Below are 19,769 nucleotides of genomic sequence, written 5' to 3'. Positions count from 1 at the left end.
GGTGCGCTGTTGAGGTTTGAGCGCACGGGTAGATCGAGGGTTGCTGGCTTGGTCGCACACGGCGGTGCTGTAGCGCTGTGGTCCAGGGATTGTCTGTGGACCGGTTTAGAGCTAATTCGAGCCTCGGCCGGAATGGTCAGTCGACGGGGAGGCGGTAGCCGCGTTTGACGACGGTCTGGACTACGCCGGGGGTGCCTAGGCCGGCTCGGAGGCGGGCCACGGCCATTTCGACTGCGTGTTCGTCGGCGCCGCGCGGGAGAGTGCGGAGCAGCGCCGCGCGGGACAGCACGCGACCGGGGGTCGACGCGAGTGCGCGCAGGACGGCCATGGGGGCGGGGGCGAGCGGCTTCAGCTCCCCGTCTATGACGGCCGCGTGCCCGCGTAGCGTCAGGACGTGCGCGCCGATCTTGAGGTTGACGGCGCGCTGGGGGAGTTCGTCGACGAGGGTGCGGACCATGGCGCCCAGGCGGGCGCGGGTGGGGGCGAGTACGGGGATGCCGTGCCGGCGGAGTGGGGCGGCGGTTACCGGGCCCACGCAGGCCGCCAGGACGTCGCCGCGGAGTGCCTCCAGGACGGAGTCGGTGGACGGGCCCGCGGCCCGCAGGAGGGCGCTCACGGCGGGCGCGGAGGTGAACGTGACGGCGTCGACGAGGCGGCCGGAGATCAGGTCGACCAGGCGGTGCAGCGGGGCGGGGTCGGTCGGGGGCGCCCAGCGGTAGACCGGGACCTCGATGACGCGGGCGCCGGCGGACTCCAGCGCGTCGGAGCACTCGGGCTGGCGGTCGCCGTGCAGCTGCATGGCGACGGTCTTGCCGGCGACGCCGTACGCCTTCAGGTGGGCGACGACCTCCTCGCAGCTCTCCGAGTCCGGCGACCACTGGTCCTGCAGCCCGGCGGCGCGGATGGCGCCCCGGGCCTTGGGGCCGCGAGCCACCATGTACGCACTGGAGAGCACGGCCCGCAGCGGCTCGCCCAGGCCCCAGCCCTCCGCGGCCTCCAGCCAGCCACGCATGCCGATGCCGGTGTTCGCCATCACTATGTCGGGCGGATTGTCCAGGCAGGCGCGGGTGGCGGCACGGAGCTCGGTGTCGTCGGCGATGGGGACGATGCGGAGTGCGGGCGCCAGCACGATCCGGGCGCCGCGCCGTTCCAGCAGGGAGGCGAGCTCATCCCTGCGGCGGTCCGCGGTGACCCCGATCGTGAAGCCGCTGAGCTCGTCAGACATCTCTGGAGAGGGTCACGGGCGGCACTCCCATGGTCGTCGTCGGGCGGCGGCCGGAGAAGGTGAGGGCGTTGCGAAGAGCCGCGGCGGGTCCGACCGGTCCACCGACGGGCACGCGACGAATGCGCCGTCCTCGGCGTAAACCCGCTCCCACGTCACGCCTGCGCGTATCGACCGTGCCTCCGGCCGGGCCGCGCCGCGGCTCCTCTGTGCCGGCGTGGCGGTTCGGCAGAGAACCACGCTCGCCGGGTGCCGAACCGGGGAACCGGCTCGGCGTCACCACCAGGTCCGTCCTCAAGCCTGGTGGTGGCTCCGTGTGACCGGTGGACGCGCGGCGGGCCAGGGGTGATGACACCCCGTCATGCCGCCTGTACGCCATCGCACCTGCCATGTCGGAAGAGTGCAGGTGGGCGGTTTCGCTCGGACGTCTTGATTGTTTTCAGCCTGTTAAGAGCCGCTCACGCTCCCCTATGCCCCGCCGGACGGACGCGCGGACCACTCGTTTTGACCCCAGACCGGGACACCGGGTAAAGTTGCCTGCTGTTGTGCGATGGCTGCGATATGCCAGTCACGTAACCGTTCACCATCCCCTGCTCCGGCCCTACATTTCCCGGCCTCGGCGCCGAGATCCCGGCCGGGCGCAGACGCTTCTCCGTCCCGCTGTGACGTGGAAAAGAAGGTCGGGGTAATCTGGTGTTTCGCGTGCGTGCTCTGTATCGACGCCCAGCGCGCGAAACAGACCGACGACGAGACAAGGTAGACCTGTGCGTACGTACAGCCCGAAGCCGGGTGAAATCGAGCGTCAGTGGCACGTCATCGACGCGTCTGACGTCGTGCTGGGCCGACTGGCCACCCACGCCGCGACTCTGCTCCGCGGCAAGCACAAGCCGACTTTCGCGCCGCACGTCGACATGGGTGACTTTGTCGTGATCATCAACGCGGGCAAGGTTGCACTGACCGGCAACAAGCGGCAGACCAAGGTGGCGTACCGCCACTCCGGTTACCCGGGCGGTCTGAAGCAGATCGGCTACGACGAGCTGCTGACCAAGCGTCCCGATCGCGCGATCGAGCTCGCGGTCAAGGGCATGCTGCCCCACAACAAGCTCGGCCGTCAGCTCATCAAGAAGCTGAAGGTCTACGCCGGCGCTGAGCACCCGCACTCGGCGCAGCAGCCGGTCCCGTTCGAGATCACCCAGGTCGCGCAGTAGTAGCGCAGGCGAGAGAAGAAGCATGACTGACATCGACGAGCAGACGCCTGCCGCTGACGCGCCGGCGACCGACACCGACATCGACGCCACCGAGGTGGCCGTCGACGAGACCGAGGCTCCCGAGGCCGACGCAGAGGTGACCGAGGCCGCTGAGGCCGACGTGACCGACGTCGCCGAGATCGCCCCGGACACCGCGACCGCGACGCTGACCCGCGTGCCGCGCGGCGAGCGCCCGATCCAGACCGTGGGCCGCCGCAAGGAGGCCATCGTCCGGGTCCGCCTCGTTCCGGGCACCGGCAAGGTGACCTGCAACGGCCGCGACATCGAGGAGTACTTCCCGAGCAAGGTGCACCAGCAGCTCATTCGTGAGCCGCTCGTCACCACGGAGAAGACCGAGGTCTTCGACGTCATCGCGAACCTGCGTGGCGGCGGCATCACCGGCCAGGCCGGCGCGCTGCGCCTCGGCATCGCCCGTGCCCTCATCACCAACGACGGCGACGACCGTCCGGCGCTGAAGAAGGCCGGCTTCCTCACCCGTGACCCCCGGGTCAAGGAGAGCAAGAAGTACGGTCTCAAGAAGGCTCGCAAGGCGCCGCAGTACTCGAAGCGCTGACCTTGTCTGTCTGACGCTGACGGCCAGTCAGGCCGCCTCCGGGCGGTTTGCCTGGCCGTTTGCTGTTGTACGAAGTCTCCCCGCAGAAACACCGCACGGCCGCCGCGGCTCGCACGAAAGCCGCCCGGCCGTCGCAACCCCGCCGGATCATGAGCAGTGGATGCGGCGGGTCGACGACGTACCACCACATCAGGCGAGGGAAGGACAGCAATGGGGCGGCTCTTTGGCACCGACGGCGTTCGTGGCAAGGCCAACGCGGATCTGACGCCGGAGTTGGCGATGTCCGTCGCCGTCGCGGCCGCGCACGTGCTCGCCGAGACGGACCGCAGCCACCCGCCGCTGGCGATCGTCGGCCGGGACCCGCGGGCCAGCGGCGAGATGCTGGAGTCGGCCGTGGTGGCGGGCCTGGCCAGCGCCGGCGCGACCGTGCTGCGGGTGGGCGTGCTGCCGACGCCGGGCGTGGCGTACCTGGTCGGTGAGACCAAGGCCGACTTCGGCGTGATGGTCTCCGCCTCGCACAACCCGATGCCGGACAACGGCATCAAGCTCTTCGCGGCCGGCGGGCACAAGCTCCCCGACGACATCGAGGCGAAGATCGAGGCCGCGATCGAGGCGAACAACGGCGGCTGGACCCGCCCGGTCGGCGCCGCGATCGGCCGCGTGCACGACCTGCTCGACGGCATCGAGCACTACGTGAAGCACCTGGTCGCGTCCACGCCGCACCCGCTGGCCGGCATCAAGGTCGTGGTCGACTGCGCGAACGGCGCGACCTCCGAGGTGGCCCCGGTCGCGTTCGAGGAGGCCGGTGCCGAGGTGGTCGTGATCCACGCGGAGCCGGACGGCCTGAACATCAACGACGAGTGCGGCGCGACCCACCTGGAGAGCCTCCAGGCCGCGGTGCTGGAGCACCAGGCGCACCTGGGCGTGGCGCTGGACGGCGACGCGGACCGCTGCCTGGCCGTCTCCGCGGACGGTGCGGTCGTCGACGGTGACGAGATCATGGGCATCCTGGCGCTGGCCATGCGCGACGCCGGCACGCTGACCAAGGACACGCTGGTCACCACCGTGATGAGCAACCTGGGCCTGCGGATCGCGATGCGCGAGGCCGGCATCAAGCTGGTCGAGACGAAGGTCGGCGACCGCTACGTGCTGGACGAGCTCCGCGCCTCGAACCTGGCGCTCGGCGGTGAGCAGAGCGGTCACGTGGTCATGCCCGCGTTCGCCACCACCGGCGACGGCACGCTGACCGGCCTGCACCTGATGGCGCGGCTGGCCGCGACCGGGAAGACGCTGGCCGAGCTGGCGTCGGTGATGACGAAGCTGCCGCAGGTTCTGATCAACGTGCCGGTGTCGGACCGGAGCGCGGTCGCGTCCGCGCCCGCGGTCAAGGCCGCGGTGGCCGAGGCCGAGGCGGAGCTGGGCGACACCGGGCGCGTGCTGCTGCGGCCGTCCGGCACGGAGCAGCTGGTCCGGGTCATGATCGAGGCGTCCACCGCGGAGATCGCGGAGCGCGTGGCCGAGCGCGTGGCGGACGTGGTACGCACCGTCTGATAGGCGACATCCGAGGCAGGGCCGTGACCGGAATGGTCGCGGCCCTGCTTTTTTGTCACGTTCGGAACAGCGCTGTGTGCTCGCGGGGGATCGGAGCGTGTCGTATGAGCGCGGGGTCCGCTGTTCGGCCAGGGTGGCGCCACGCCACGGCTTCCTAGGCTCGTGCGCGTCCGGCCGGAAAGGCCCTGATGCCTTCATCGGCCGATAAGTCGCTCGCGAAAGGAAAAATCCGCAGATGTTGCAGCGTGAGCGCCCGCAGGTCTTCGTCGACGTGACCGGGCGGCGCAAGCGGATGATGACGGTGGCCGGCGCGGTCGTCGCCACGTTCTCGATCGTCTACATCGCGGTGATCGGTGCCAGCGTGGTGGAGGCCTCGGACACGACCGGATTGTCCACCCGGGCGACGATGGTCAAGCGCTGAACTCGTCGAACAGCCGGGTGAACTCGAACTCCGACTGTGCGATGCCACTGCAGGACGGGCTCACCGTGCCGGAGCAGCCGTCGTTGTCCCGGTTGACGGACCAGAACCGGACGAAGCCCAGCCCCCGCTCGGACGCGTGCGCCAGCACCTCCCGCGCGTCCGCCAGCGTGGTCACCGGGCCGGTGTCGTTGACCCCGATCATGGGCGTCACGCCGAGCATCCGGTGCAGCGCCGCGGTGTCCCGGTCCGGCCAGACCGTGGCCAGGTCCGCCGCCACCGCGTCCACGGCCGCGGTCATCGCGTCACCCCAGCCCGCGCCGGCCGGGTCGAAATTCATGGTCATGGCGTTGACGGACAGGTCCACGCCGGCCGTGCGGGCGCTCCGCAGCAGCGTGAGCGTGTCGTCGGTCAGCCCCTGCGTCACGCCGGCCACCGGCACCGTGAGCGTGACCCTGGTGCCGCGCTCGCGCTGCAGGTCGGCCAGCGCGCCGGTGACCGTGTCCGGCGCGATGGACTGCTCGATGTCCACGTCCAGGTCGTTGCTGCCGGCCGCGTCCAGCGCCTTCCGGTACGCCGCGGTCAGCTGCGGCCGGGAGCAGACCTTCTCCAGGTAGGTGCCGGTGGCGCCGCCCGTGGACACGGTCACCTCGCCGCCGAGCTCCGCGATCTCGTCCAGGTCCGCCTGCACGCGTGCCGCGTCGATCGCCAGCGTGCCGCCCCAGGTCGGGGTGCAGCCGCCGGACTTCTCCGCGACCACGAACGCGAGCGTGAAATCGGTCTGACCGGACTCGCGGACCGCGTCGCCGATATCGAGCGAACCGCTGGCGATGTCGATATAGGGCGACACCTGCATCGCGGTCGGCACATTATCCGGCGGTCGCGGTTCACCGGTGCAGGAAGTGGCGAGAAACAGCACGGGAAGAATGGCGAAGATGCGTCTCCGGGGCACCTTCAGCACTATGTCACCGCAGAGTCGCGCATTTCTCCTCCGTACCCCCGAATGATTTTGATTGTGAAGACGGTCACAACTGTTAAGGATGGGGCGGGCGTGGCCGAGGGGAGAACAGTGAGGGTTCGCGGGTTTCTGCTCGTGGTGGTGCTCGGGCTGTTCGCGAGCATTCTCCTGGTCAACGGCATCGTGACGGGCGAGTTCGCGCAGGACGGTGCAATCGGGGCGACGAATGCGATCGGCGGGGTGCCGCGTGACGTGCTGGACGGCGGCCCGATCATCTCGGTGGACGGAAACGCGATCGCCACACTCACCCCGCCGGACAAACAAATTGTTCTCACCTTTGACGACGGTCCCGATCCGACCTATACGCCGGAGATTCTGGCCGTGCTCGCGAAGTACGAGGTGCCCGCGGTCTTCTTCATGATCGGATCACAGATCAGTTCCCGTCCCGGAATCGTGCGGGACGTGCGGAACGCGGGTCACGAGATCGGCATCCACACGTTCACCCATCCGGACCTGGCCGGGCAGGGCGAGTGGCGGCGAGGCGTGGAGGCGAGCGAGACGCAGTTCGCGCTGGCCGGCGCCGCGGGCGTCTCCAGCGTGCTGTTCCGGCCGCCGTACTCGTCCACCGCGGCCGCGTTCGACGACCAGAACTGGCCGGTGGTCGCGGAGGCGGGCGGCAACGGCTACCTCACCGTGGTCAACACGCTGGACAGCCGGGACTGGGAGTCGCACGCCACGATGACCGACATCCGGCGCGCGGCCACGCCGCCGGGCGGCCAGGGTGCGATCGTGCTCTTCCACGACGGCGGCGGCGACCGGTCCCGGACCGCGGCCGCGCTCGACGCGGTGATCCCGGACCTGAAGCGCGCCGGGTACACGTTCACCACGGTCGCGGCGCTGACCGGCATGTCCACGGTCAACCCGGCGGCCACGGCGCAGGACCGGGCGCTCGGCATCGCGCTGGTCGGCGCCGTGCAGATCGCCCGCGCGGTGACCAGCTGGTTCGCGGTGCTGCTGCTGGTCTTCGGCGTGCTGACGCTGGCCCGGCTGTGCGTGCTGCTTATCCTGGCCCGGCGGCATGCGCGCCGGACGCCGTGGGGGCCGGACTACGACCGGACCGTCACCGTGATCGTGCCGGCCTACAACGAGAAGGAGTGCATCGCCGACACGCTCGGCTCGCTGGTCGCGGGCGTGCACCCGGTCGAGATCATCGTGGTGGACGACGGCTCCACGGACGGCACCGCGGACATCGCGGACGCGCTCGGCCACCCGAACGTCACCGTGCTCCGCCAGCCGAACGCGGGCAAGGCCGCGGCGCTGAACACCGGCATCGCGCACGCGACCACGGACGTCGTGGTGATGATGGACGGCGACACGGTCTTCGAGATCGACACCGTCAGCCTGTTGGTCCAGCCGTTCGCGGACCCGGCGGTGGGCGCGGTCGCGGGCAACGCGAAGGTCGCGAACCGGAGCGGCATGATCGCGATGTGGCAGCACATCGAGTACGTGGTGGGCTTCAGCATCGACCGCCGCGCCTACGACGTGCTGCACTGCATGGCCACGGTCCCGGGCGCGGTCGGCGCGTTCCGCCGGGAGGCGCTCCGGCAGGTCGACGGCCTCTCCGACGACACGCTCGCGGAGGACACGGACCTGACCATCGCCGTGATCCGGGCCGGCTGGCGCGTGGTCTACGAGGAGCGGGCACGCGCCTGGACCGAGGCGCCGTCGTCCATGTCGCAGCTGTGGCGGCAGCGGTACCGGTGGAGCTACGGCACGATGCAGGCGATGTGGAAGCACCGGCGGGCACTCGTCGAGTCCGGCCCCGGCGGGCGGTTCGGGCGGCGCGGGCTGCTCATGCTGACGCTGTTCCAGACGCTGCTGCCGCTGCTCTCGCCGCTGATCGACGTGTACCTGCTGTACGGCCTGATCTTCCTGCACCCGGCCTGGACGGTGGCGGTCTGGCTGGTCGTACTGGTGGTCCAGTTCGCCAGCACCGCGTACGCGTTCCGCCTGGACCACGAGTCGCCGCGCCCGCTCTGGCGTTTGCCGTTGCAGCAGTTCGTCTACCGCCAGCTGATGTACCTGGTGCTGATCCAGGCCATGGTGGCGGCGCTGGGCGGCATCCGGCTGGGCTGGCAGAAGCTGCGCCGGACCGGTGGGCTCAACGCGCTGATGGGCGCGCGCCTGCCCACCGGGTCGTCCGCGACTACAGCCCGGCCAGGCGTGTGACGGCCTCCTCGATCACGGACTCCCGCTTGCAGAAGGCGAATCGGACCAGCGTGCGCGCCGGTTCCTGGTTGTCGTAGAAGACCTGCGTCGGGATGGCCGCGACGCCCACGCGTTCCGGCAGCTCCAGGCAGAACCCGATCCCGTCCTTTTTCGATTTATCGGAAATGTCGGCCGTGATGAAGTAGGTGCCGTCGGACGGGAGGACACGGAGGCCGGCTTGTCGTAAACCGGCCGCGAGCTGGTCACGCCGATCCTGGAGCCCGGCCCGGAAGCCCTGGTAATACTCATCGGGGAGATCCAGCGCCACCGCGATCGCGGGCTGGAACGGGCCGCCGTTGACGTACGTCAGGAACTGCTTGACCCTGGTCACGGCGCTGATCAGCGCGCGCGGCCCGCTCACCCAGCCGATCTTCCACCCGGTGCAGGAGAACGTCTTGCCGGCCGAGGAGATGCGCAGCGTCCGCTCCCGCATGCCGTCCAGCGTGGCCAGCGGGATGTGCTGCTCCGCGCTGTCCGTGAAGACCAGGTGCTCGTAGACCTCGTCCGTGACCGCGTAGACGTCGTGTTCGCGGCAGAGCGCGGCGATGAGCTCCAGCTCGGCGCGGGCGAAGACCTTGCCGGTCGGGTTGTGCGGCGAGTTGAGCAGCACCAGCCGGGTGCGGTCCGAGAACGCGGCGCGCAGCCGCTCCGGGTCGAATCCGAAATTTCCGGTTTCGGAGGGCGTGAGTGTCACCGGTCGCCGCACCGCCCCGGCCAGCGCGATCGAGGCCGCGTACGAGTCGTAGAACGGCTCGAAGCAGACCACCTCGTCGCCCGGCTCGCACAGCGCCAGGATGGTGGCCGCGATCGCCTCGGTCGCGCCGGCCGTTATCAGGATTTCGCCGTCCGGGTCGTACCCCAGGCCCCAGAACCGCTGCTGGTGACGGCCGACCGCGGCACGCAGCTCCGGGATGCCCGGCCCCGGCGGATACTGGTTCCGGCCGCCACGGAGCGCCTGCTCCGCCGCGGCCAGCATCTCCGGCGGTCCGTCCGTGTCCGGGAAGCCCTGGCCGAGGTTGACCGCGCCCGTCCGGACCGCGAGCGCGGACATCTCCGCGAAGATCGTCGTCCCGAACGGGCGCATGCGCGCCACCAGTGGATCAGTCACGCCCCTACGAAACCACGACCAGCTGCAGGCAGGAAGCGGTGGTCGCGTTCCCGGACACGGACCGTTTCACGATCTCCTTGCCGTCCAGCGTGATCCGGCAGGTCAGCTCCGAGCTGCTGGTGCCGAAGTGCAGCGCGTTGACGCTCAGCAGCGGCGTGTCGGCGCCGAGCGTGAACTCCTTCCGCCAGGGCAGGTTCGCCGGCCCGTCCGTGTGCGAGGAGCCCTCCGAGGTGTACGTGAGCACCGCGTTCCCCTCGCCGGTGACCTCGTAGACGACCTTCGCGTCCGCGTCCGCCCGCAGCGCCACGCCGGACGGGATGAGGTCCGGGATGTTCGGGATCCCGGTCGGCAGCGGGAACGGGTCGTCGGTCTTCGGCGCGCCGGTCGGGGCCGGCCGGCCGGTCGGCTCGTCCGTCGGCGGTGGCGGGGCCGGGTCGGGGCTCTTGTCGGTCGTGACCGCGTCGCGCGCCTGGTCGAACACCAGCACGCCGGCCACGGCCGTACCCACGCAGAGCAGGATCACGGCCGCCACGATGATCGCGATGATCGGCGTCAGCGAGCGGGACGGCGCCTGCTGCTGCGGCGGCCCGGACGTGGGCTGGTGCGGGTCGTACGCCCAGTTCGCGGTCTGCTGCGGCTGTTGCTGCGGCGGCGGCACGTACGACACCGGCTGCTCGGGCGCGCCGTCCGGCGGGCGCGCCCACGGGTTGGGCTGGTTCGGGTCAGTCATGGCCTCGGGGCTCCAGGTGGGGCGGAGTTATACACCGTCTCCCAGCCTGCCCTATTCCGGCAATCGGCTTACCGACAGGTACCGCGGCTGTTCTGTCCGGATAGGTCCGGCATAAATCCCCCAATCGCGCATCGGGTGTGAGCGAATGACCGGACTTCGAGCACGCAGGTTGAGCGAAACTGGGTTACGCTGCTCCCATGTGCGGAATCGTGGGTTACGTCGGCAACCGGCCGGCACTGAGCATCGTGTTGGACGGACTGCGGCGGCTCGAATACCGCGGCTACGACTCGGCGGGCGTCGCCATCGTCGGCGACGACGCGCTCCTGACCGAGAAGAAGGCGGGCAAGCTCGCCAACCTGGAGAAGGCACTCACCGAGGGCCCGGACACCGGCATCGCGGCCGGCACCACCGGCATCGGCCACACCCGCTGGGCCACCCACGGCGGCCCGACCGACCGCAACGCACACCCGCACGTCTCCCAGGATGGCCGAGTCGCCGTCATCCACAACGGCATCATCGAGAACTTCGCACGTCTCCGCGCCGAGCTGGAGGCGCTCGGCATCGAGTTCCGCAGCGACACCGACACCGAGGTCGCCGCCCACCTGCTCGCCCTCGAGCTGGACGTGGTGCGCACCGAGGGCGGGCAGGGCGCGCAGGCGCTCGCCGAGGCGCTGCGCCGCGTCTCCCGCCGGCTGGAGGGCGCGTTCACGCTGCTCGCCGTGGACACCGCGATCCCCGGCGCGGTCGCCGGCGCCCGCCGCAACTCGCCGCTCGTCGTCGGCCGCGGCGTCGGGGAGAACTACCTGGCCAGCGACGTCTCCGCGTTCATCGAGCACACCCGCGAGGCAGTCGAGCTGGGCCAGGACCAGGTCGTCCTGATCACGCCGGAGGGCATCGAGATCACCGGCTTCGACGGCACGCCGGTCGAGGGCCGTCCGTTCCACATCGACTGGGACGCGTCCGCCGCCGAGAAGGGCGGCTACGACTACTTCATGCTCAAGGAGATCGCCGAGCAGCCGCAGGCGGTGGCGGACACGCTGCTCGGCCGGCTCACCGAGACCGGCGAGATCGTGCTCGACGAGGTCCGCCTCACCGAGCAGGACCTGCGCGACGTCGACAAGATCTTCATCGTGGCGTGCGGCACGGCGTACCACTCCGGCCTCGTCGCGAAGTACGCCATCGAGCACTGGACGCGCATTCCCTGCGAGGTCGAGACCGCCAGCGAGTTCCGCTACCGCGACCCGGTGCTGGACCGTTCCACGCTGGTCATCGCGATCTCCCAGTCCGGCGAGACCATGGACACGCTGATGGCGCTCCGGCACGCCAAGGAGCAGAAGGCGCGCGTGCTCGCCATCTGCAACACCAACGGCTCCACCATCCCGCGCGAGTCCGACGCCGTGCTCTACACGCACGGCGGCCCCGAGGTCGCGGTCGCGTCCACCAAGGCGTTCCTGACCCAGCTCGTCGCCTGCTACCTGATCGGTCTGCACCTGGCTCAGGTCCGCGGCATCAAGTACGCCGACGAGGTCGGCGCCGTCGTCGGCCAGCTCCAGGAGATGCCGGACAAGCTGCGTACCGTCCTGGAGTCCATGGAGCCGGTCCGCAAGCTCGCCCGCGACCTCGCCTCCGCGCAGCAGGTGCTGTTCATCGGCCGCCACGTCGGATATCCGGTGGCGCTGGAGGGTGCGCTCAAGCTCAAGGAGCTGGCCTACATGCACGCGGAGGGCTTCGCCGCCGGCGAGCTCAAGCACGGCCCGATCGCACTGATCGACCAGGGCACGCCGGTCGTCTGCATCGTCCCGTCCCCGGCCGGCCGCGGCGTCCTCCACGACAAGATCGTGTCGAACATCCAGGAGGTCCGCGCCCGCGGCGCCCGCACCATCGTCATCGCGGAGGAGGGCGACGAGGCCGTCGTCCCCTACGCCGACGAGCTGATCCGCGTCCCGCGTACCCCCACGCTGCTGGCCCCGCTGGTCACCACGATCCCGCTCCAGGTCCTCTCCTGCGAGATCGCCAGCTCCCGCGGCCACGACGTCGACCAGCCCCGCAACCTGGCCAAGTCCGTCACGGTCGAATAGCCACCGACGGGAGGGCCGGTCCTGGTGGACCGGCCCTTTCCCATTCCCGCGGCTTCAAGTGCCAGTTCACGTGCACATTCATCTTCCCGCTTCCGGCGTGGTCCGGCAGCGTTGCTCCCGCGGGCACCGGTCGTCGCTGGCGCTCCTCCCTGCCGGTTCCGCCGTGGCACCGGAAAACCCGCCCGGTCGTTGGCGGCACCGGCTCCTCGCGTCGTGCGGAGCGCCAGCGGAGCCCGGCGCGAGGTTTGCCCGCGGGAGCAACGCTGCCGGACCACGCCGGAAGCGGGAAATCCGTATTTGAATTGGCTTTCAGGTTCTGGCACCGGGATTCAGCGCCGGTGCCGACCGCGATGTGACGCCGGCTGCCGCACGCCGGGCGCCCGGCATTTCATCAACGAGCGATGACGACGCCGAAAGCTCGGTGAGCGGTGGTGGCGACGGCTTCGCGGAGGGCGTCGGCCACGTCGGGGGCGGTTACCGGGCCCCGGTCGGCGGCGATGCGGCCGGCGAGTCCGTGCAGGTAGGCGGCTGCGACCGCGGCGCGGGTGGCGGGGACGCCGGCAGCCAGCAGGGAGGCGAGCAGACCGGCGAGGACGTCGCCGGTGCCGCCGGTGGAGAGTACGGGGGTACCGGTCGGGTTGACCCAGGCCTCGCCGGACGGGGACGCGACAAGGGTGCGGTCGCCTTTGAGCAGCACCACCGCGTTCATCCAGGCGGCGAGCTTGAGCGCGGCCTCGGCGCGATCCTTCCCGGGCGGGCCGGCCAGGCGGGCGAACTCGCGGTCGTGCGGCGTGATGACCAGCGGCGCGGCGCGGTCGCGGAGCCGGTCGGCCTGGGAGCCGTCGACGAGCATGCCGAGCGCGTCCGCGTCCAGCACCACGGGCAGATCGGTCGCGAGGACGCTGCGCAGCGCGGTCCGGGCGTTGGCGTCGGTGCCGATGCCGGAGCCGCAGAGCCAGGCCTGCACGCGGCCGGCCTCGGCGACCGAGTCCGCGGCGACGACGGACGGGTGGCGTGCCAGCACCTCGGCGCGGGCGGTGCCGGCGTATCGGACCATGCCGGTCGGGCCGGCCAGCGCGCCGGCCGTGGACAGGACCGCGGCGCCGGGATAGGTGTGCGAGCCGGTGGCGATGCCGACCACGCCGCGGTTGTACTTCTCCGAGCCCGCGTGCAGGCCCGGCCACCAGTCCGCGATGTCGGCCGCGTCCGGCACGCGCAGCGCCGGTGCGGCACGCAGCGTGAGCCCGATGTCGACCAGGTCCACCTGCCCGGCGAGCGGCGCGGCCGGGCCGGCGACCAGCGCGGGCTTGAGGCAGCCGAACGTGACCGTGACGTCCGCGCGGACGGCGGCGCCCTCGACCGCGCCGGTGTCCACGTCCACGCCGCTGGGCACGTCGACCGCGACCATGATCGGGCGCGGCGTGCGGGCCCGCAGCGCCGCGACGACGGTGGCGGCCGGCTCGCGGAGGCCGCCGGTGGCGCCGATGCCGACGATCCCGTCCATGACCAGGTCGGCGGCGATGGTGCCGGACCACTCGGTGCGGATGCGGCCGCCGCTGCGGCGCAGCTCGGCCAGACCGTCGGCGTGCGCGCGGTCCGGCCGCAGCAGCAGCGCGGTGACCTGGGCGCCGCGCCGGGCCAGCAGCGCGCCGGCGTAGAGCGCGTCGCCGCCGTTGTTGCCGGCGCCGACCAGCAGCAGGATCCGCGCGCCGTAGACCCGGTCCAGCAGCAGGGCGCATCGGCGGGCGAGCCCGGCCGCGGCGCGCTGCATGAGCGTGCCGTCCGGGAGCTCGCGCATCAGTGCCTCTTCGGCCGCCCGTACGTCGGCGACCCGCCACACGCCACGCATTCGTGCTCCTCCGGGACTTCTAGGACTCGGCTACCACCATCGCGGAGGCGATGCCGCCGTCGTGGGAGAGGGAGAGGTGCCAGCGGGTGATGCCGCACTCGGCCGCGGCCTCCGCGACCGAGCCGGACACGGTCAGCCAGGGCCGGCCGGCCTTGTCGGAGACCACCTCGCAGTCGTGCCAGCGCAGGCCGGAGGGGGCGCCGAGCGCCTTCGCAACCGCCTCCTTGGCGGCGAACCGGGCTGCCAGCGACTCGGGCGGCCTGGGGTTGCCGGAGGCGGTGTGCCGCTCGCCGTCGGTGAACAGGCGGCCGGCGAGCTGCGGCGTCCGTTCCAGCGCGCGGACGAACCGTTCGACGAGCACCACGTCCATGCCGACGGAGACGATCACACCTGAAGCCTAGTCGGCAACCCCTGTGGACAACCGGCGGTACGCACGGTCCGCCGTTGTCCACAGGGGTTATCCACGCCCGGCCCGCGGTGGCACGGTGGTCGGCATGGAAGCGATCGATGTCACCACACCGGCGCTGCGCGCGTGCGCGGACCGGCTCGCGGCCGTGGCCCGGCGGCTCCTCGGCATGCCGCCGGGGCGGCTGCCCGTCACGGCACCGGGCTGGGCGGTCGCGACGGCGGTGACCGACCTGGCGGATGCGGCCTGGTCCGCGCTGGACCGGTGCGGCACCGGCGTGGCGGCCACCGCGAGCGCGCTGAGCAGGGCGGCCACGGCCTATGAGGCGACGGACGACGCGGCGGCGGCGCGGTTCCGGCGGCTGCGCGGGCAGGTGGCGGCGCGGTGAGCACGATGCCGGTGACCTATGAGCTGCTCTGGCAGGCGAGCCCGCCCGCATGGCGGCAGTCCGCGGCGGCCTGGCGTGAGCTGGCCGCGTCCGGCGCGCGGCGGGCGCTGGAGCTGGCCTCCGGCGCGGTGGCGCTGGCCGCGGCCTGGTCGGGCGCGGGGGCGGATGCCGCGGTCTCCCGCCTGCGCCGCCTGCGGGACGAGTTGGAGGCCGGCCGGCTCGCCCAGTTGGAGACCGCCGGCATCCTGGTGGAATACGCGGCCGCGATCGAGACCGCCAAGGCACGGCTGGCCGCGGCCGTGCGCGCGGCGGAGACGGCCGGGCTCGCGGTGGACCGCTCCGGTCTCGTGGTCGCGGCCGGGCCGGTGCCCGGCAGTCTCGCGGTCGGGGCCGCCTCGCCGGACGGCATGGCCACCCCGACCGGCCTGCCGGATTCGGCGCGGGCCGTGGCCGGGGAGATCGAGGCCGCGCTGGCCGCGGCGCGGGTGGCGGACACGGAGGCGGCCACGCGCCTGGGCGAGCTGAGCCGCGCGGCCGACTCCGGGTGGGAGAGCACGCCGCCGGGCTATCGGCCTGGCCCGGCGGCGACCCCGGCCGCGAATCGTGCCTGGTGGGACTCGTTGACCCCGGCGCAGCGACGCTGGCTGCTCCGGCACGAGCCCACGCTGACCGGTGGCCTGGACGGCCTGCCGGTCGCGGCCCGTGACCTGGCCAACCGCGTGCTGCTCGACCTGGCGCTGGAGGCGGCCCGGCTGGGCCTGCCGGTGGACGGCTTCCGCAGCGGCGGCCCGTCCACCGGCGTGAGCCTGAGCAGCGCGGATCTGCGCGGTGGCCTGCCCGCCGGCAGCGCCTACGCGCGGGACCCCGCGCTGATCGCGTCGCTGGAGCGGCTGGCCGACCAGGTCTCGCCGGGCACCGAGCCGCCGCGTTACCTGGTGCGGTTCGACCCGAGCCGGGACGGGCGCGCCGTGGTGGCGGTCGGCGATCCGGACCGCAGCGAGGCCGTGGTGACCTGCGTGCCCGGCATGACCAGCGATCTGGCCTCGTTCGGCGGTGAGCTGGACCGGGCCGCGCGGGTGGCCGAGCACGCTACGGAGCTGGATCCGGCCCGGCGCACCGCGGCCGTGCTGTGGCTGGATTACGACGCGCCGGATTTCGTGGTCGAGGCCGCGTCCGAGCAGCAGGCGCGGGATGCCGCGCCCGCGTTGCACCGGTTCCAGGAGGGGCTGCGGGCCGGGCACGAGGGGGAGCCGGCTCGGCAGACCGTGCTGGGCCACAGCTACGGCTCGCTGGTGGCCGGCGTGACCGCCCGCGACCACGGGCTCGACGCGGACGGGCTGGTGCTGCTGGCCTCGCCGGGCGCGGGTGTCTCGCACGCGGCCGACCTGGGGCTGCCCGAGGTCTGGGCCGGCACGTCGATCACGGATCCGATCCAGCGGGTGCCGGTCTCACCGATCTCCGCGCTGACGGATGCGGTGGTCGCCTCCGGCGTGCCGGGCCTGGGGCCGGCGCTCGCCTTCGGGCAGCCGGAGGACGGTCTGTGGCTCGGGCGCAACCCGGCGGATCCGGATTTCGGCGCCCGCGTGTTCGCCACCGAGGCGGACGCGGGCCACCTGGGCTACTGGGACCGCGGCGGGACAGCGCTCGACACGCTGTCCCGGATCACGCTCGGGCTCGGGCCGTCATGAGCCGTCGGCGCGGGTCAGGCCTTGGTGAGCGACCAGTCGATCGGCTCCAGGCCGGCGTCCGCGAGCGCCTTGTTGCACGCGCTGAACGGGCGGGAGCCGAGGAAACCGGCCGGGTTCATCGGGCTCGGGTGGCCGGCCTCCAGCACCACGTGCTGCGGGTTCGTGACCAGCTCCGCCTTCTTCCGGGCGTAACTGCCCCAGAGCATGAAGACGACGCGGGTGTCCAGCTCGTTCACGGCGCTGATGGTCGCGTCGGTGAACTCCTCCCAGCCCTTCTTGGCGTGCGTGCCGGCCTTGCCCTCACGCACCGTCATGATCGAGTTGAGAAGCAGCACGCCCTGCTCGGCCCACGGCGTCAGCTCGCCGGTGGTCGGCATGCCGGCGCCGACGTCCGCCGCGATCTCCTTGAAGACGTTGCGCAGCGACGGGGGGATGCGGACGCCCTCGCGGACGCTGAAGCTCATCCCGTGCGCCTGGCCGGCCTTGAAGTAGGGGTCCTGGCCGAGAAGCAGCACCCGGACCTTCCCGGGCGGGCACAGCCGGTAGGCCGTGAACAGGTCCTCGACCGGCGGGTAGACGGTCTGCGACTCGTACTCCGCCGCGACGAACTCGCCCAGCGCGCGGGTGCGGTCGGCGTCCAGGTGCGGGGCGAGGACGGCCCGCCACGGCTCGGGCAGCAGGGCGACGAGGTCGAGGGACATGCTGAGGACTCCTCCACAGGGGCTGACACGGGTTCGCACAGTGGACTTCGGTACGTGCGGACCGCACCGTATCCGACGGGTGCGACAGAACCGTGGAGGAGAAACCTACAGCTTCTCCAGGAAGGAGATGAGCGCGGCGTTCACCTCGTCCGCGTGCTCCAGCATGACGACATGCCCGCTGTCCGGGATCTCGATGAACTCCGCGTTCGGCAGGTGGCGGGCGATCTCACGCGAGTGGGTGACGGGCAGGATCTGATCCTTGTCGCCCGCGATCACCAGCGTGGGGATGTCCTGCAGCGTGTCGAGCGCGGGGAACCGGTCGTGCGTGTAGATCGTCCGCAGGTACCGGGTGACGGTGTCCGCCGTGGTGTGCGAGTTCATCTTCTCGACGAACGTGACCAGGGCCGGGCTGGGCGCGCTCCCCCCGAAGCCGAACTGACGGGTCAGCAGCCAGGCCAGGTCGGAGGAGGCGAGCCGGGCCCGGTCGATGACGCCGCCGGTGATTCGCGTGGTCCGGGTGACGACCGGCAGCAGCGGCGCGCCCGCGCGCGCGGCCAGCGACGGGATGGAGAGGCGGGCCTCCTCCAGCTTGCCGCCGGACGTGGCCATCAGCACGACGCCGGAGACGCGGGTGCGGAGCAGCTCCGGGTACAGGTCGGCCAGCGCCATGATCGTCATGCCGCCCATCGAGTGCCCGACCAGCACGATCGGCCCGCTCGGCACGGTGGCCTGAATGACCGCGTGCAGCGACTCGGCCAGCGCCTCCAGGTGATATTCGCCGGACTCGAGCTTGCCGGAGCGGCCGTGGCCCGGCTGGTCGTAGAAGACCATCCGGTAATCGCCGCGGCGGACCAGCTCCTTGCGCTGGAAGTAGAACGTGCCCATGTCCAGGCAGAAGCCGTGCACGAAGACGATCGTGGGCTCGGCCTCCAGGTCGGCCTGGGCGGCGCCGGGGAAGTCGGGCTCGACCTCCAGTCCGTCGACCGGGTCGAGCACCTCGACGTGCAGGTCGGTGCCGTCCGGCGCGGTGATCATGAAGGACTCGTCGTAGGGCTGCTCGCCGAACTTCTCGTCCGCCCACGGGTCGGTCGTCCCGCGTTTGGTGCGCCGCACGATGGTGCGCTCCGCGGCGACACCGGCGGCGATGCCGGCCGCGGCGAGCCCGACCACGGCGCCGATGATCCCGGCCCGCTTGCCGACCTTGGGGGAGAAGATCGTGGAAACCAGGGTGGACGATGGCGTTGAGCTCATGCCGGACATTCCTTTCCGGTGCGAGGGCGCGGCAGCGGATGCGGGCTCAGGGCGGACTCCGGTGTCCGGTGCGGTGGGCGGCGCCGCGCCGGTGACCTGTGCACGTGCTCACGTGCAGCGGGCCCAGGCGTCCGGCGCGCGCCGGACCCCGGCGTGCCGCGCGAGGGCTCGCTCATACGCCCGCCTCCGGGCGCAGGCCGTCGAAGACGCGGGGCACGCGGGCACTGCCGAAGCGGGCGAGGATCTCCCAGCTGATGGTGCCGACCGCGTCCGCCCAGTCCTCCACGGTCGGCTCGCCGTCGTCGCCGGGGCCGAAGAGCGTGACCGTGTCGCCGGCCTGCACCGGGTCGTCGCCGCAGTCGACCATGAACTGGTCCATGCAGACGCGGCCGGCGATCGGGCGGACCTGGCCGCCGATCAGCACCGGCCCGCCGTTCGACCCGTGGCGGGGGACACCGTCCGCGTAACCGATCGGGACGACCGCGATCGTGGACTCGGCGGGCGTGATGTAGGTGTGGCCGTAGGAGACACCGGACCCGGCCGGCACCCGCTTGGCGATCATCACCCGGGCGCGCGCGGTCATCGCGGGGCGCAGCCCGTCGACGCGGCCGCCCATCGGGGACAGGCCGTAGATCGCGATGCCGGGCCGGACCAGGTCGAAGTGCGTGTCCGGCCGGGTGAGCAGCGCCGCAGAGTTCGCGATGTGGCGGTACCGCGGCGTGACGCCGAACCGGCCGGCGACCTCCAGCCCGGTGTGGAACGCGGCGAGCTGCGCGTCCACGCTGGGGTGGCCGGGCGTGTCCGCACAGCTGAAGTGGGACCAGATGCCGACCACGTCGATCAGCCCGTCGGACTGCGCCTTGGCGGCGGCCTCCAGCAGCACCGGCCACTCCTCGGGCGTGGCGCCGCCCCGGGTCATCCCGGTGTCGATCTTGAGGTGGACGCGGGCGACGCGCTCGGCGCGCTCCGCGGCCACGATCACCTCGTCCAGCAGGCCGAGCGTGGCGACGCTCAGGTCGATGTCGGCCGCGACCGCGTCGTGCAGCGGGAGGCCGGGGACGATCAGCCACGCCAGGATCGGCGCCGTTAACCCGTGTTCACGCAGCGTGATCGCTTCGGTCATGCTCGCGACGCCGAGCCAGGTGGCGCCGCCGTCCAGAGCCGCCCGTGCGGAGGCGACCATGCCGTGCCCGTACCCGTCGCTCTTGACCACCGCCATCACCTCGGCGCTGGTCCCGGCGGCGAGATGGGCCACATTCGCCCGGATCGCGTCGAGATCCACTCGTACTTCGGCCTGCCACATGGCCCCCAGCCTACTGATCGGTTCGGGGG

The 19,769-nt window shown here is 71.9% G+C and carries 17 protein-coding genes; 8 read left to right on the top strand and 9 right to left on the bottom strand.

Annotation, left to right across the window (positions count from 1 at the left end; genetic code table 11):
* Positions 1-136: 136 nt before the first annotated feature.
* Positions 137-1,225 carry a uroporphyrinogen-III synthase gene (locus tag OP04_RS46475; RefSeq protein WP_033346472.1) on the bottom strand — a complete coding sequence of 363 codons (1,089 nt, stop codon included), beginning with the start codon at positions 1,223-1,225 and terminating at the stop codon, positions 137-139.
* A 761-nt stretch (positions 1,226-1,986) separates the two neighbouring features.
* On the opposite strand from OP04_RS46475, the gene rplM reads away from it, so the two are divergent.
* From rplM to OP04_RS46455, 4 genes are all read left to right on the top strand, one after another.
* A complete protein-coding gene (gene rplM / locus OP04_RS46470; protein ID WP_033346471.1) occupies positions 1,987-2,430 on the top strand; it encodes a 50S ribosomal protein L13 in 444 nt (147 codons plus the stop codon).
* A 22-nt stretch (positions 2,431-2,452) separates the two neighbouring features.
* Positions 2,453-3,043: a 30S ribosomal protein S9 gene (gene rpsI / locus OP04_RS48925; protein ID WP_085067325.1), complete on the top strand. Its 591-nt coding sequence runs from the start codon at positions 2,453-2,455 to the stop codon at positions 3,041-3,043.
* Positions 3,044-3,253: 210 nt separating this feature from the next.
* Positions 3,254-4,594 carry a phosphoglucosamine mutase gene (gene glmM, locus OP04_RS46460; protein ID WP_033346470.1) on the top strand — a complete coding sequence of 447 codons (1,341 nt, stop codon included), beginning with the start codon at positions 3,254-3,256 and terminating at the stop codon, positions 4,592-4,594.
* Between the two features lie 235 nt (positions 4,595-4,829).
* Positions 4,830-5,015 (top strand): hypothetical protein, encoded by a 186-nt coding sequence (locus OP04_RS46455; RefSeq protein WP_033346469.1) that lies wholly within the window; start codon positions 4,830-4,832, stop codon positions 5,013-5,015.
* Here the strand turns inward: OP04_RS46455 and OP04_RS46450 are convergent.
* Positions 5,005-5,868, bottom strand: a complete 864-nt coding sequence (locus OP04_RS46450; protein WP_033346487.1) for a glycoside hydrolase family 18 protein — start codon at positions 5,866-5,868, stop codon at positions 5,005-5,007. The genes OP04_RS46455 and OP04_RS46450 overlap by 11 nt on opposite strands.
* Positions 5,869-6,081: 213 nt before the next feature.
* Between OP04_RS46450 and OP04_RS46445 the strand changes: the two genes are divergently transcribed.
* The gene (locus tag OP04_RS46445; protein ID WP_232324005.1) at positions 6,082-8,199 is read left to right on the top strand and encodes a bifunctional polysaccharide deacetylase/glycosyltransferase family 2 protein; all 2,118 of its coding nucleotides are present in this window, start codon (positions 6,082-6,084) and stop codon (positions 8,197-8,199) included.
* Here OP04_RS46445 and OP04_RS46440 read toward each other — a convergent pair.
* Together OP04_RS46440 and OP04_RS46435 are read right to left on the bottom strand one after the other, a co-directional pair.
* Positions 8,177-9,322: a pyridoxal phosphate-dependent aminotransferase gene (locus OP04_RS46440; RefSeq protein ID WP_051800118.1), complete on the bottom strand. Its 1,146-nt coding sequence runs from the start codon at positions 9,320-9,322 to the stop codon at positions 8,177-8,179. The two genes, OP04_RS46445 and OP04_RS46440, sit on opposite strands and share 23 nt — an antisense overlap.
* Before the next feature lie 28 nt (positions 9,323-9,350).
* A complete protein-coding gene (locus OP04_RS46435) occupies positions 9,351-10,076 on the bottom strand; it encodes an MmpS family transport accessory protein (protein WP_033346466.1) in 726 nt (241 codons plus the stop codon).
* A 197-nt stretch (positions 10,077-10,273) separates the two neighbouring features.
* Here OP04_RS46435 and glmS point away from each other — a divergent pair, with 197 nt between their 5' ends.
* Positions 10,274-12,154: a glutamine--fructose-6-phosphate transaminase (isomerizing) gene (glmS, locus tag OP04_RS46430; RefSeq protein ID WP_033346465.1), complete on the top strand. Its 1,881-nt coding sequence runs from the start codon at positions 10,274-10,276 to the stop codon at positions 12,152-12,154.
* 391 nt (positions 12,155-12,545) lie between these two features.
* On the opposite strand, the gene OP04_RS46425 is transcribed toward glmS, so the two are convergent.
* Together OP04_RS46425 and OP04_RS46420 are read right to left on the bottom strand one after the other, a co-directional pair.
* Entirely contained in the window at positions 12,546-14,003 is a 1,458-nt protein-coding gene (locus tag OP04_RS46425; RefSeq protein WP_051800114.1) for a bifunctional ADP-dependent NAD(P)H-hydrate dehydratase/NAD(P)H-hydrate epimerase, read from the bottom strand.
* 19 nt (positions 14,004-14,022) lie between these two features.
* Positions 14,023-14,391: a holo-ACP synthase gene (locus OP04_RS46420; RefSeq protein WP_033346464.1), complete on the bottom strand. Its 369-nt coding sequence runs from the start codon at positions 14,389-14,391 to the stop codon at positions 14,023-14,025.
* A gap of 106 nt (positions 14,392-14,497) precedes the next feature.
* Between OP04_RS46420 and OP04_RS50935 the strand changes: the two genes are divergently transcribed.
* Complete coding sequence (locus OP04_RS50935; RefSeq protein WP_157241265.1) at positions 14,498-14,797, top strand: hypothetical protein; 300 nt, start codon at positions 14,498-14,500, stop codon at positions 14,795-14,797.
* A gap of 5 nt (positions 14,798-14,802) precedes the next feature.
* The gene (locus tag OP04_RS46410) at positions 14,803-16,485 is read left to right on the top strand and encodes an alpha/beta hydrolase (RefSeq protein ID WP_033346484.1); all 1,683 of its coding nucleotides are present in this window, start codon (positions 14,803-14,805) and stop codon (positions 16,483-16,485) included.
* A gap of 14 nt (positions 16,486-16,499) precedes the next feature.
* Here OP04_RS46410 and ung read toward each other — a convergent pair whose 3' ends face one another.
* The 3 genes from ung to alr form a co-directional block, all read right to left on the bottom strand.
* The gene (gene ung / locus OP04_RS46405; RefSeq protein WP_033346463.1) at positions 16,500-17,186 is read right to left on the bottom strand and encodes a uracil-DNA glycosylase; all 687 of its coding nucleotides are present in this window, start codon (positions 17,184-17,186) and stop codon (positions 16,500-16,502) included.
* A gap of 105 nt (positions 17,187-17,291) precedes the next feature.
* Positions 17,292-18,437, bottom strand: a complete 1,146-nt coding sequence (locus OP04_RS46400; RefSeq protein WP_085067324.1) for an alpha/beta fold hydrolase — start codon at positions 18,435-18,437, stop codon at positions 17,292-17,294.
* Between the two features lie 172 nt (positions 18,438-18,609).
* A complete protein-coding gene (alr, locus tag OP04_RS46395; RefSeq protein ID WP_033346462.1) occupies positions 18,610-19,740 on the bottom strand; it encodes an alanine racemase in 1,131 nt (376 codons plus the stop codon).
* Between the last annotated feature and the right edge of the window lie 29 nt (positions 19,741-19,769).

The organism is Catenuloplanes japonicus (genome assembly GCF_000717135.1).
GTDB classification, from domain to species: Bacteria; Actinomycetota; Actinomycetes; order Mycobacteriales; family Micromonosporaceae; genus Catenuloplanes; species Catenuloplanes japonicus.
The sequence above is the reverse complement of the archived record's forward strand: the minus strand, read 5'-3'. Positions and strand labels throughout refer to the sequence as shown.

Bases quoted from the DNA above. Each gene is read 5' to 3' on its own strand.
- OP04_RS46425 (WP_051800114.1), bottom strand. From the start codon at position 14,003: ATGCGTGGCGTGTGGCGGGTCGCCGACGTACGGGCGGCCGAAGAGGCA.
- OP04_RS46450 (WP_033346487.1), bottom strand. From the start codon at position 5,868: ATGCAGGTGTCGCCCTATATCGACATCGCCAGCGGTTCGCTCGATATC.
- OP04_RS46440 (WP_051800118.1), bottom strand. From the start codon at position 9,322: ATGCGCCCGTTCGGGACGACGATCTTCGCGGAGATGTCCGCGCTCGCG.
- OP04_RS46455 (WP_033346469.1), top strand. From the start codon at position 4,830: ATGTTGCAGCGTGAGCGCCCGCAGGTCTTCGTCGACGTGACCGGGCGG.
- rpsI (WP_085067325.1), top strand. From the start codon at position 2,453: ATGACTGACATCGACGAGCAGACGCCTGCCGCTGACGCGCCGGCGACC.
- ung (WP_033346463.1), bottom strand. From the start codon at position 17,186: ATGTCCCTCGACCTCGTCGCCCTGCTGCCCGAGCCGTGGCGGGCCGTC.
- glmM (WP_033346470.1), top strand. From the start codon at position 3,254: ATGGGGCGGCTCTTTGGCACCGACGGCGTTCGTGGCAAGGCCAACGCG.
- OP04_RS46475 (WP_033346472.1), bottom strand. From the start codon at position 1,225: ATGTCTGACGAGCTCAGCGGCTTCACGATCGGGGTCACCGCGGACCGC.
- OP04_RS50935 (WP_157241265.1), top strand. From the start codon at position 14,498: ATGGAAGCGATCGATGTCACCACACCGGCGCTGCGCGCGTGCGCGGAC.
- OP04_RS46435 (WP_033346466.1), bottom strand. From the start codon at position 10,076: ATGACTGACCCGAACCAGCCCAACCCGTGGGCGCGCCCGCCGGACGGC.
- alr (WP_033346462.1), bottom strand. From the start codon at position 19,740: ATGTGGCAGGCCGAAGTACGAGTGGATCTCGACGCGATCCGGGCGAAT.
- OP04_RS46400 (WP_085067324.1), bottom strand. From the start codon at position 18,437: ATGAGCTCAACGCCATCGTCCACCCTGGTTTCCACGATCTTCTCCCCC.
- glmS (WP_033346465.1), top strand. From the start codon at position 10,274: ATGTGCGGAATCGTGGGTTACGTCGGCAACCGGCCGGCACTGAGCATC.
- OP04_RS46410 (WP_033346484.1), top strand. From the start codon at position 14,803: ATGCCGGTGACCTATGAGCTGCTCTGGCAGGCGAGCCCGCCCGCATGG.